We start from the raw sequence: 12069 nt of genomic DNA, 5'->3' as shown, positions 1-12069 counted from the left end.
ACCCCTAAAAAAATTAACGCTCAGTCTAAAGACCTCACAACGCTTTCCGTTATGAGATACGTTAGCTACCTAAATTATACAAACTTTTCCGAATTCAGTATACATATAGAGTTTTATTTTTATTATCTGTATAAGTAATCTAATGTTTATAAGAAAAGAGGATATATACTCATATATTGAACGTAATATCCTCTTCTTAGTTTAGTCTATTTAAAATCTATTTCAAAATGGATTCTTTTTATTTATCGTAAAATATTGGCTTGTAGGTATTATTTATGAACCTTTATTCCAAAGCTACATTATCATACGATCTGTTGTACTGTATTGCGGTTCTAATGCGTAGTATCTTTGATAACCTCAATAATTTCACGTAATGGATTTTAAAATTTAGCTCATTGCCATGAAAAAATTAATGCTGTAATTGTTTTTCTTTTTCTTGCAAAAAGTACAATTGTTTCTTAATGTAAGAATGTAGAAGGATGAACAAGAGAGGGTTTAATGAAGATGATACATATTTTATTAGCTGATGATGATAAACATATTAGAGAGTTGTTACATTACCATTTACAAAAAGAGGGGTTTAAAGTTTTTGAAGCGGAAGATGGAAAGGTAGCGCAAGGCGTATTAGAGAAAGAAAATATTCATCTTGCGATAGTAGACATTATGATGCCGTTTGTTGATGGTTATACGTTATGTGAAGAAATCCGGAAGTATCATGATATACCTGTTATTTTATTAACTGCAAAAGATCAGCTAGTAGATAAAGAAAAAGGATTCATTTCTGGTACGGACGATTATATTGTAAAACCGTTTGAGCCAGCTGAAGTCATTTTCCGTATGAAAGCATTATTGCGTCGTTATCAAATGCTTAATGCTGATATTATTACGCTGCACGGTACAACAATTGACCGAAAAGGGTTTGAAGTGAAGTGTAACGGTCAGACGATTTTGCTTCCATTAAAGGAATTTGAATTATTATCACAACTTGCTAGTTATCCTGGAAGAACATTCTCGAGAGAAGAATTAATTGAATTAGTATGGGGAATGGATTTTGAAGGAGATGAACGAACAGTTGACGTTCATGTGAAGAGGCTACGAGATCGTTTTTCAAAACGAACAGATGATTTTCAAATTACGACAGTACGCGGACTCGGTTATAAGTTGGGGTTGAAATAAAATGAAATCACTATATTCTAGATTTGTTTTTATGACAGTCGGTATTATGCTTCTTAGTAGTATTATCGGTTTTTTATTAACGAACGTATATTATCAAGTGAAGTTAAAACCGTACAATAGTGAAAAGATTTTAATGTATGCTAAAGAAGTAAAATCATTATATGAAAAGCAAAGTGAAGAGAATAAAGAGGCATACTTACAGTCTATTGCGAAGTTAGGGTATGAAATTTATATTGTAGATGACGAAAATCATGGAAAGCGTATTGGGAATGCGTTTCGTAAGATAACAATTAGTGATGATACCGTTCATAAAGTATTGCAAGGTGAAACGTTTAATGGCGTTTCCACATATCCAACGCGCCTCTTTATTACAGGATTTTTTGATAATGAATTAATTAATAGTGTCGGTGTACCGCTAAAACACGATGATAAACAGTACGCTTTATTCATTCGCCCTGATATTCAGCAACAATTTGGTGAAATGAGAATTTTTCTAGCGGTATTACTTGGTTTCATCGTTGTATTAAGTATCATTTTTATAGCGATCGCAGCAGGGTATATTGTTCGTCCTATTCGAACATTTACGAAAGCGACTCAAAAGATTGCAAGTGGTGAATATGATATCGAATTAGATGAAAATCGAAAAGATGAAATTGGTACACTAGCGACTAATTTTCAAAAGATGACAAAGAGCATTAAAGAATTAGACCAAATGAGACAAGAGTTCGTTTCTAACGTTTCTCATGAATTCCAATCTCCACTTTCTTCGATACAAGGTTTTTCGAAAACATTACAATCGGAGAATATGAGTGAAGAGGAAAGAAAACGTTACTTGAAAATTATTGAGGGTGAAAGTAAGCGGATGTCTAGTTTATGTAAACAGTTACTTACGCTTGCTTCTTTAGATAAAGAAGAGAAGGTTTTACAGATAAAAGAATTCAATCTGCAGAAGCAAATTAAAGACGTCATTTTTATGCTCGAATGGAAATGGCGTGAAAAAGATATAGCTGTTGAATTTGATGTACCGGACATATTTATAGAAGGTGATGAAAACCTACTACATCAAGTATGGAGTAATATTTTTACGAATAGCATTAAGTTTTCAAACGATGGCGGGACGATTGAATTTGTTGTAGAAGAATTAGAATCCGGTATTGTCATTTCTATATCAGATAACGGAATCGGTATGGAAAAAGAAGAAATGGATCGTATATTTGATCGTTTTTACAAAGTAGATACGGCAAGGGCAAGAAACATAGAAGGTAGTGGTTTAGGGTTATCGATCGTGCAGAAAATTGTTGAACTTCATAATGGAAACGTTTCGGTATATAGCACGAAAGGGGAAGGGACGACTGTTCGGGTTGAGCTTCCGAAATAGATGGAAAGGAAGAGGCTGTTTTTGGAACAGCCTCTTCTTATTTTTGTCAATTGGTCAATATATTATCACTTACGTGTAAAGTGATAAAAAGTTGTTTGAAAAAATGCGAGTCATTCTATTTCACAATTGGGTCAGTTTGTGGAATAAGATTAGCAGGAAGTTTATTTAAAAATGTAGAATCTCTACAGAGTTATAAGGATTTTATTGAAACTTTAACTATTTAGGGAGGCGATTACTTTGAAACGAATTGACTTGTTTTTAAACGGACTAGATTCCACATTCGATAAAGAGAGTTGGTATGCACCGTTTAAACATGCTATAGAAGGACTTACAGCCGAACAGGCTATCTGGAAACCATATGGAGAGGCAACTAAAACCATTTGGGAGAACGTTAATCATCTCATTTATTACAAAGAGAGACTTGCAGCAAACTTGGAAGGCCGTGAATGGATACATAATCTCGACGGTGATGAAACCTTTTATCTTACCAATCAATCTAATGATGATAAGGAATGGAAGAAAGTCGTTGAACGTTGTGAAAATGCCCAACGTAATTTAAGACAGGTATTGAGTGCAATTTCCGAAAAAGAGCTTGAGCAAAGTTCACTTGAGGGTAAATTACTAGACATCATGCTTCATGATGCTTATCATACAGGCCAAATTATGCAATTAAGAAAAATGCAGGGATCATGGCCATCAAATCGTTGAATGAACGTTTTAGTTCTTCCATTAAAGGGTGCTATTTTTGAATAAAACTTAGGTTTTCAAACGACTTTATTGTTATATTTTTAGTGTTGTGAAGTATCTTGCATCCAAAAAAAACAGGCATAACCCCGTCCTAAATTTAGAACGGGGGTTAGTTATGGAGGAGAAAACATTAAATAATACACCATTTTTCGGTAGTGAAAAATACAATGGATTTGGTGGACTGTTGAACAAGTTTGAAACTTATATAATGTTAAATTCGTCTAATCTTATAAAGGTAAGGTGTGTAGCTAATGAAAAGAAAATTTTTCATGGCATTTACAGTTATATTGTTAAGTATTTCACTCGCAGGGTGTGGCAAGGCTGATATGGAAGGAATTATTTTAGAAGTAACAGAAAATGAGATATTACTTTCAGAGAATCTTTCTCTGGACAAGTATGAAGATATAAAAAATAAATCAATTTCAGAGATACAGGGAGAGGAAAAGGGTATTCCTTTAATTTATTTAGCATATGACAATACAGAGGAATGGTCAAAAGGTGATGAAGTAAAAGTATGGATTGATGGAGATGTATTTGCATCCTATCCTGGGCGAGCTAAGGCTAACAGAATTCAATTTAAAAAATAAGTTCTCAACAATCGAGAGTAATTGTGAAACAGAATGTAATATTTAGAAAGCTCAGGATTCAAATCTGAGCTTTTTTGTGATGGTTATCTATACTGTTAATTCATACTCTCTTAATTATATCAGACAATTTAACCGTTAAAAGTTAACCAATAGCAACAATTTTTACGAAAACAGCCTAAAATTAAATAACTTTATTATCTCTACAAATTACGGATTACATGATATTTTCTATTTGCTATAAAGCCGCACCTTTCCCGCGCTCTTCCTTAAAGCGAAGCTCAAAAGTATCCGCTGTAATTTCATCAGCTTTCGGCAATGAACGTAATTTCGGATGAAGTAGCCATACGAGAGAAATGAATAAAATTCCGATGCTAGCGAGCGCGAAAATGAGTTGGCTACTAAATACATTTGCGGTGTATCCGCCAATTAAAGAGCCGAACGGCATAGCGATTGTACCCATGCTTCGTGTGACTGAATTGATGCGTCCAAGATATTGATTTGGAATTAAAGTTTGACTAATTGTCGCAAATAATATGTTGGTCGCACCAATTGGTATCCAAGCTAAGCCGAATAAAAAAATTGATAACCATTGAAACGGTACAAACGTAGAGAGAAACCAAAAGAAAGCGCTAGTCGCAAAGCTAATAATGGAGACATGGCTAATATTATGTTTACCAACCCATGAACTGAATAGTGCTCCAATTAAACTACCGGCGGATATAGCGGCTAAAAAGAAACCGTATAATTTAACCCCTCCTAAAGAATCGGCGAAAGAAGGAAGTATCGCCATCGTCATACCGATTGAAAAATTAGCGACAACTGAACCGATTAAGAAGATGCCCATTAATGAACGAAAGACGATTGAAAAGCCTTCTTTTAAATCAGAGAAATATTGTTTAGTTGATAGCGATGTATTGGTTTCTGCTTGCTTTGGCATTTTTAGTGAAAAGAACAAAAGGGCAGTAATCGCGAATGTAAAAGAGTCGATTACATATAAAGTGATTGCGCCAAGTAGTGCTACTAATATTCCAGAAAGAGTCGTACAAATTAAGTCAATGCCTTGATACGCAAATGAAAAGAGTGAATTTCCTTTTAATAATTGTGTTTTATGCAGTAGAAGTGGTAAAGCTTTTGATTGTGCGGGATAGGCGAAGTGTTCGATAAAGGCTACGATGGGCATAATGATGAGTAGTAGTTGAACAGTCAATAGGTCGAAGTAGTGTGTAATAGGAATAATTAATATTAGGACGCATTGCAGAACTTGTGTGATGACGAGGGTGTTTTTGATTGACCATCTATCAACGAATGGCCCAGTAAGAAATTGAAGTGCAGAAGGTAATAATGTAAGGAAACCAGCTAATCCAGAATAAAAAGGATTACCACTCAGCTCATATACGAGCCACATCGCTGCTACATAATACAAGCTATCTCCTATGTTTGTAAAAATTCTCCCTAAAAATAATAAGAGGAAATTCCGGTTTTTTAATATGTCCACTTTATCTACTCTTTTATAAAAAAATTATTCGGTAAAATAAATTTGACCGTTTATTTAAAAAAAATCGCATTACGATTTTTCTTCTTTTTTACAAACTGCTGCATTGTTCTCTCAGCGATTTGAAGTGCAGTAGTAGAAATATAATAAGGTTTACTATTCGGATCTTTATCTGCACCTTTTGTGATTTCGTTTAATTCAGCCATTAATTCATAAAACTTTTTTACCCACACTTGAAATTGTTCTGGCGTTGCATCAAATTCCCAGCAGGATGAAACGTAATTCCACTTAGCTGGATCTTCACTTGCATTTTGTAATGTAAAAGCTTCTTCTGGTGCAGAGAGAATTTGGCTTTTCGTTCTTTCTATCATTTGTAAAAAGATTTGGCGACCGGATTCGCTTAATATTTCTAAATGAGGTAATAGATCTGCGGCAGGGGTGAAGCCTTTAGCGACAGATTGATAAAACTTTTGAACAATCCCATTCTTTTCTTCTGTATAAACGATCTCTATAAGCCCATTCTTTTCTAATTCTTTTAAATGATAATGAATTTTCGCCCTTGAAATGCCGAATTTCTCAGATAGTAATTGTCCAGTATAAGGACGTTCGCATAGACGTATCATCATTTCGGCACGTAGTGGATCGCTTAATGCTTTTAGTTGGCTATAAGTAGTTAGTGTTAATACGGGCTTCAACATGATCAACTCCTTGAATTAAATTACTCGGTCAATATTATTTGACTGAATTGTATCAAGGATTCTATTTATTTTCAATACTTTCAGAAAATTTATTTTTTTGCTCTGTAATCTTCTGTTCATATTCCGTTCATATTTCTTTTTTATGATTAGTGCATAGAAAGAAAGAGGAAGGAGCGAGCGAAATGTTTTTAGCTCTGCGTGAATTAAAACAATCAAAATTAAGATATGGATTAATCGGACTTATTATGGTGTTATTATCATTTTTAGTCCTTGTAATTTCAGGATTAGCAAATGGATTATCCTATGATAATGCTTCATCGATTCAAAATATGGAGGCAAATAAGTTTGTACTAGCGGATGATGCGGAAAATAAATTACTTCGTTCACAAATTAAGAAAGAAGATGTAGATAACGTAGTAAATCAAGCAGGCGAGAAAGAGGCAGTTCCGTTTCGTGTGAAAGTTTCAACTTATGAAAAGAAAGATAGTTCGAAAAAAGTTGATGTCGCTATTTTCTCAAGTGAACGTGATTCATTTTTAGAACCGAAAATTGTAAAAGGTGAGAAATTAGGTACAGCAAACAACGAAATGGTTGCTGATGAATCAATTAAAGAAAAAGGAATCGATATTGGAGATACAATTATCGACCCTGTTTCAAAGAAAGAATTTACAATCGTTGGATTTACGAAAGACCAAATGTTTAGCCATACACCAGTCGTGTATGTAAATGAAGACGTATGGGGCTCTATTTCACAACCAAACCAAAAAGATTATAGTGCAATTGCGCTGAATACAGATAAAGAAATTAAAAATGCACATGTTATCGACAAAAAAGAAGTACTGCAAAGTATTCCAGGATTTAAAGAAGAGCAAGGAACATTAACGATGATCATTGCGTTCTTACTTGTTATCGCTGCGTTACTAATCGGTGTATTCTTCTACGTCATTACATTGCAAAAAACACAGCAATTAGGTGTATTAAAAGCAATCGGTACGAAAAATTCTTATTTAGCAAATAGCTTAGTCGTGCAGGCGTTATTCTTATCAGTCGTTGCGATGGTAATCAGTATTGTTCTTGTACAAGGATTAGAACAAATTTTACCAGCGGGTATGCCGTTCTTATTAACAACACCGATGATTGCACAATATGCAGCAATCTTTATCGTCATTAGTATTTTAGGAACACTTATTTCGTTATATCAAGTATTAAAAGTTGATGCATTAGAAGCAATTGGAGGCGGGATGTAATGACTTCATTATTAAAATTAGACAAAGTAAGTAAAGTGTACGGAGAAGGGAATACAGAAGTAACAGCCCTTCATCCGATGTCGCTTGATGTGAAAGCTGGAGAATTTATCGGAATCGTCGGTCCTTCTGGATCAGGGAAAAGTACGTTATTATCAATCGCAGGTGCTTTACTATCACCGTCAAAAGGGGATATTTACATTCGTGAGCAAAATATTACGAAGTTATCAGAAAAGGAAATGACAGACATTCGTTTGAAAAAAATCGGCTTCATTTTCCAGTTCGCAAATCTTGTTCCATATTTAAATGTAAAAGAACAATTGCTTTACATTGCAAAGCTAAAAAAAGAAAACAAACAAGAATCGGAAAAGCGTGCGGATCACTTGCTAGCAGCATTTGGATTATCTGAAAGAAAAACTCATTATCCAAATCAACTATCGGGCGGGGAAAAACAAAGGGTAGCAATCACTCGTGCTTTCATGAACAACCCAGATTTAATATTAGCGGATGAACCAACGGCAAGCTTAGACTCAAAACGCGCACGTGAAGTCGTGGAAATGATGAAACGTGAAGTGAAAGAAAGTCAAAAAGCAGCAATTATGATTACGCATGATGAAAGAATGCTTGATGTATGTGATCGTATATTGACGCTTAGAGATGGGCAGTTAATATAAAGAAAAAAGGCCAACCGTACATATATGTGCAGTTGGCCTTTGTATGATTATTTTAAAATAGTTATAATAGCTTTATTTTGAGAAGAACGTTTTAATTTTATTTCGTGTTACTAATAAAAGTCCACCTAAGACAGATAACATTCCTAAAGGCACGTTACTTGATTGCTCACTACCAGCGTTAGGAAGTTCTCTAGCATCGTTTTTCGCTGGAACAGTAGAAGGTGTAGTAGTAGTGTTATTATTCACTGTCGTTTGTTTTGGTTGTGATACTTCATTAATTTTGTTATCTACATTTTGCTTTGTTGTATGTAACTCAGCTAATTTGTCATCAATTTTTTCTCAGTATGTTTAAAATCGTTTATTTTAATATCTAAGTCTTGTTTTTTCTTTGTTAAATCGTCTGAAACAGTTTGTTTCGCTTGTTTCATTTCGTTTATTTTATTTAGTAAATCTTGTCTAGCTTCTTGTAACTCAGCTAATTTGTTTTTCACATCTTGTTTAGCTAGTTCTAAGTTAGATGAAAGACTATCTAAATTGCCTTTAATTTTCTTAAGTTCTTCTAATGTGTTACCTGTATTCGGTTTATTTTCTTTAATTTCAGCAAGTTTGTCCTCAGCAGTTTGTTTCGCTTTCTTTAACTCAGCTAATTTGTCATCTACCTGTTTTTTTACTTCCTTAAGCTCATTAACCTTTGCATCGATATTTTCTTTATGCTGCTTAATTTCATTCACTTTTTCATCAACAGTTTGTTTATGTTCTTTAATCTCATTAACCTTTGCATCGATATTTTCTTTATGCTGCTTAATTTCATTCACTTTTTCATCAACAGTTTGTTTATGTTCTTTAATCTCATTAACCTTTTCATCAACAGTTTGCTTATGCTCTTTAATTTCAGCAACTTTTTCATCTACTTGCTTTTTATGCTCTTTAATTTCAGCGATTTTATCTTCGGCGATTTGTTTGTCTTGCTGAAGTTTTGCATCTAACTCTTGTTTATGTTGTTTCATCTCGCCAATTTTTTCATCTGCAACTTGTTTACGTTCATGTAGTTCATTCACCTTTGTATCAACATTTTCCTTAACTTGGTTAAGTTCATTTAATGTTTGATCCACATTTTCTTTGTGCTGCTGTAATTTCGCATCTAACTCTTGTCTATGTTGCTTAATTTCAGCTAAGCGATCTCCCGTACTTTGCTGGGGAGTAGCATCAGTTACTTCCGCATGAGTAGAGTTTGCGCCAGCAATCATTGCTAAAGCTAGTGTAGACGCAGCGATTGTTTGTTTTGTTTTCATATTTTTGTACCTCTTTTCTTTCATATGCATGAGCTGTTTTGTGTAAAATTGAGCATATAGAAGTAGATTATTTTATTATTATATACCATGTTCGGCGCCTAGAGGAAGTATTTGCATAATAATCTATGATTATGTGATTCTTATAGTCTCTTATTTTGGGATAGGGGACAAATCTTCAGCAAGATGAACAATTTCTTCTATAGCAGATTTTACATCTTTACTATCGCGAATAACAAACAAATAATCAGCCTCATTTTCTACAGGATCTACTACATCTTCATGTTGAGATTCAGCCTGTTGTCGAACGAGTACTTCTTTGAAACTGGAATAGTTACCTCTAAATATATTTATACTTCGCTTACTACGAGCTACTCTTTCATAAAGAATATCATCTGGAATGTCAAAACGAACGAGTATGCGTACATATTCCTCTTCCTTAAACAGCTCATTCAGCAAATAGATTCGGCCGTTTCGGCTTCTATTTGAGTTGCAAATGATAAGGTGTAAATTTGTATGTTCTTTTGCATAATCAACAATGAATTTCGAAAGAGCGTGCTTAAATGTATTAGGGCCTTCAGTTGGCTGTAATTTTTCATAATGCGTGTTAATAAATTCTGCTTGGTTATCTTGATCCATAACGAAAGAGTGGGGTAACTTTTTTTCTAGTTCTTTAGCAAATGTTGTTTTTCCACTGTGGGTTTTTCCTACTGTAATAATGACTAATCGTTTCATATTGGCCTCCATATGTATTGTTATAATCTGGAATGTTCGGTGTGAATCGACAATTTTCCTGCCGAAGAAAATACAAAGTGGCTGAGTAGTAATGGGCTGAAAATTTCACCAAAAAACTTATTTATCCAATAATTCCCTAATGTGAAAAGTGTGATGTTGTCCTAACTCAAATGAACTAAAAAATATTCTGTTTAGAAAGGGAGCGGCAATGCTATCGTTATTGAAATATATTATGAAAATGTTCCTGGTGAAAAGGAGGTTTAGAACAAATATTAAAAATAGCTGTTAATAATAAAAAGGTAGGAAACATATATCCTTTATTGTTAAGTACAGCCTTTCATAATCTATGTTGAATCAATTGGAAAATTCATGGAAAAGTGTTATGGTTTATTTGGGAGCTGCACATTATTTATGTTCAGTAAAAAAGGGGGATTAAAGTGGGGGCTAAAATTTTTAACGGCAGGCATATAGCCAATAGCAAGGATCAAGAATTTGTTGTTTTTATTATTGGTATGCGTATTAATAACCTATTAAAATTTTGGAAGTGGATACCAGTTTTTAATGCTATGGGACCTATGATTAAAGAATTGTATCAAAATCCACAATGGGGTTTCTTACATACAGAATTCTTATTTAGTTGGAGAAAAGTAATCCTAATTCAATACTGGAAGGGATTCGACGAATTAGTAAACTATGCTCACGGAAAAAATCATTCATATGCTTGGAAATCCTACAATAATAAGATTAAAGATAATGGGAGTGTCGGTGTTTTTCACGAAACCTATCAAATAGAAAAAGGTGCTTCTGAAGCAATCTATGTTAATATGCCAAAAACAGGTTTATCTAGAGCTACCGAACATATACCAGTATCTCAAGATACTAATACTGCTCAAAAAAGAATGAATAAATAATTCGGAAAATTGTGCATATAATTTCGATGTTCCTGCCGGATAATATACAAAGTGTCGGAGTGTTAGCAGGCTGAAAACTTGACGAAAAAACTTATTTATGCTATAATTTACCATTATAAAAATAAAGTGTATAATAGGGTTCTCCTGGCCAGGGGGACCCTATTTTTGTTGTGAAAATGAAGGAGTGTATGTGCGTGAAAAAAGGTGAAGCAAGTATAACGTCGTTAGTATCAGCTTTCGGAAGGGCATATCATAGTGAATTTGATAGTCCGAAAATCTTTGATGATTATATAGCTAAGGATTTCATTTCACAAAAAGAACGTAATGATATTGAAACGAACATGGTTCAAGGAATACATTTTTTCAATAAAGACATTGCACAGCAGTTTCAAGATAATCCGAAAGAAATATTAAAGTGGATTACGCAAGTTCAATTATCACCAACACCTTTAGCGCGTGCGGCATATTGTGAAAGAGTATTACTACATGAGATTACATTAGGAGCAAAACAATACGTTATACTCGGTGCGGGCTTAGACACGTTAAGTTTTAGACACCGAGAATTAGAAAATAAAATAGAAATATTTGAAGTGGATCATCCTTCTACGCAAGAGTTTAAAATACAAAGAGTGAAAGAAGCAGAGCTTGAAATCCCAAGCAATCTTCATTTTATTTCAATGGATTTTACTAAAGGTTTCTCGAAGCAAACATTAGTAAATGAAGGATTTGAAAATAAAAAGACTTTCTTTAGCCTTTTAGGTGTTACGTATTATTTAACGAAAGAGGAACTTTCCAGTTTAATAGAATATTTATTCGAGATAGTTCCAGCAGGAAGTTCTATCGTTTTCGATTATCCTGATGAAAATTTATTTACGGAAAAAGGATTATCCAATCGAGTTGAAAATATGATAAAGATGGCTGAGATAGGCGGAGAACCGATGAAATCATGCTTTTCTTATACCGAAATGGAAGCACTGTTAGAGAAGTCGGGCTTACTCATTTATGAGCACATATCACCAGAGGATATTAATACATTATATTTTGAAGGACGAAACGATTATTTAGAAGCTTTTGAGACGGTGCATTATGTACATGCGGTGAAGAAGTAGAGAATTAGTAGGCATGGGGAGGGATCTCT

At 33.9% G+C, this 12069-nt stretch carries 11 protein-coding genes and 1 pseudogene; 8 read left to right on the top strand and 4 right to left on the bottom strand.

Features of this window, described 5'->3' with window-relative positions:
* Window positions 1-498: 498 nt before the first annotated feature.
* From JFT95_RS13480 to JFT95_RS13465, 4 genes are all read left to right on the top strand, one after another.
* Window positions 499-1176, top strand: coding sequence for a response regulator transcription factor (locus JFT95_RS13480; RefSeq protein ID WP_201052507.1), 678 nt, complete (start codon window positions 499-501; stop codon window positions 1174-1176).
* A gap of 1 nt (window position 1177) precedes the next feature.
* Window positions 1178-2554, top strand: a complete 1377-nt coding sequence (locus JFT95_RS13475) for a sensor histidine kinase (RefSeq protein ID WP_002168021.1) — start codon at window positions 1178-1180, stop codon at window positions 2552-2554.
* A gap of 237 nt (window positions 2555-2791) precedes the next feature.
* Complete coding sequence (locus tag JFT95_RS13470) at window positions 2792-3262, top strand: DinB family protein (protein ID WP_078175820.1); 471 nt, start codon at window positions 2792-2794, stop codon at window positions 3260-3262.
* Between the two features lie 290 nt (window positions 3263-3552).
* A complete protein-coding gene (locus JFT95_RS13465; protein ID WP_016120496.1) occupies window positions 3553-3888 on the top strand; it encodes a DUF3221 domain-containing protein in 336 nt (111 codons plus the stop codon).
* Window positions 3889-4123: 235 nt separating this feature from the next.
* On the opposite strand, the gene JFT95_RS13460 is transcribed toward JFT95_RS13465, so the two are convergent.
* Together JFT95_RS13460 and JFT95_RS13455 are read right to left on the bottom strand one after the other, a co-directional pair.
* On the bottom strand, window positions 4124-5383 hold the full coding sequence (locus JFT95_RS13460; protein ID WP_201052506.1) for an MFS transporter: 1260 nt from the start codon (window positions 5381-5383) through the stop codon (window positions 4124-4126).
* Window positions 5384-5433: 50 nt separating this feature from the next.
* Window positions 5434-6075 carry an ArsR/SmtB family transcription factor gene (locus tag JFT95_RS13455; protein WP_201052505.1) on the bottom strand — a complete coding sequence of 214 codons (642 nt, stop codon included), beginning with the start codon at window positions 6073-6075 and terminating at the stop codon, window positions 5434-5436.
* A 185-nt stretch (window positions 6076-6260) separates the two neighbouring features.
* Here JFT95_RS13455 and JFT95_RS13450 point away from each other — a divergent pair, with 185 nt between their 5' ends.
* Window positions 6261-7325, top strand: a complete 1065-nt coding sequence (locus tag JFT95_RS13450) for an ABC transporter permease (protein WP_061688614.1) — start codon at window positions 6261-6263, stop codon at window positions 7323-7325.
* The gene (locus JFT95_RS13445; RefSeq protein ID WP_002084586.1) at window positions 7325-7996 is read left to right on the top strand and encodes an ABC transporter ATP-binding protein; all 672 of its coding nucleotides are present in this window, start codon (window positions 7325-7327) and stop codon (window positions 7994-7996) included. Before JFT95_RS13450 ends, JFT95_RS13445 begins: the two co-directional genes overlap by 1 nt.
* A gap of 72 nt (window positions 7997-8068) precedes the next feature.
* Here JFT95_RS13445 and JFT95_RS13440 read toward each other — a convergent pair.
* A pseudogene (locus tag JFT95_RS13440) lies at window positions 8069-9288 on the bottom strand (LPXTG cell wall anchor domain-containing protein).
* Window positions 9289-9438: 150 nt separating this feature from the next.
* Window positions 9439-10032 carry an AAA family ATPase gene (locus JFT95_RS13435; RefSeq protein WP_201052504.1) on the bottom strand — a complete coding sequence of 198 codons (594 nt, stop codon included), beginning with the start codon at window positions 10030-10032 and terminating at the stop codon, window positions 9439-9441.
* A 425-nt stretch (window positions 10033-10457) separates the two neighbouring features.
* Between JFT95_RS13435 and JFT95_RS13430 the strand changes: the two genes are divergently transcribed.
* Window positions 10458-10931 (top strand): DUF4188 domain-containing protein, encoded by a 474-nt coding sequence (locus JFT95_RS13430; RefSeq protein WP_002128099.1) that lies wholly within the window; start codon window positions 10458-10460, stop codon window positions 10929-10931.
* A 188-nt stretch (window positions 10932-11119) separates the two neighbouring features.
* Complete coding sequence (locus tag JFT95_RS13425) at window positions 11120-12040, top strand: class I SAM-dependent methyltransferase (protein WP_201053654.1); 921 nt, start codon at window positions 11120-11122, stop codon at window positions 12038-12040.
* The last annotated feature ends 29 nt before the right edge of the window (window positions 12041-12069 follow it).

Source organism: Bacillus sp. TH17 (genome assembly GCF_016651125.1).
GTDB classification, from domain to species: Bacteria; Bacillota; Bacilli; order Bacillales; family Bacillaceae_G; genus Bacillus_A; species Bacillus_A mycoides.
The sequence above is the reverse complement of the archived record's forward strand: the minus strand, read 5'-3'. Positions and strand labels throughout refer to the sequence as shown.

Bases quoted from the DNA above. Each gene is read 5' to 3' on its own strand.
- JFT95_RS13445 (WP_002084586.1), top strand. From the start codon at position 7,325: ATGACTTCATTATTAAAATTAGACAAAGTAAGTAAAGTGTACGGAGAA.
- JFT95_RS13435 (WP_201052504.1), bottom strand. From the start codon at position 10,032: ATGGAGGCCAATATGAAACGATTAGTCATTATTACAGTAGGAAAAACC.
- JFT95_RS13480 (WP_201052507.1), top strand. From the start codon at position 499: ATGAAGATGATACATATTTTATTAGCTGATGATGATAAACATATTAGA.
- JFT95_RS13450 (WP_061688614.1), top strand. From the start codon at position 6,261: ATGTTTTTAGCTCTGCGTGAATTAAAACAATCAAAATTAAGATATGGA.
- JFT95_RS13465 (WP_016120496.1), top strand. From the start codon at position 3,553: ATGAAAAGAAAATTTTTCATGGCATTTACAGTTATATTGTTAAGTATT.
- JFT95_RS13425 (WP_201053654.1), top strand. From the start codon at position 11,120: ATGTGCGTGAAAAAAGGTGAAGCAAGTATAACGTCGTTAGTATCAGCT.
- JFT95_RS13475 (WP_002168021.1), top strand. From the start codon at position 1,178: ATGAAATCACTATATTCTAGATTTGTTTTTATGACAGTCGGTATTATG.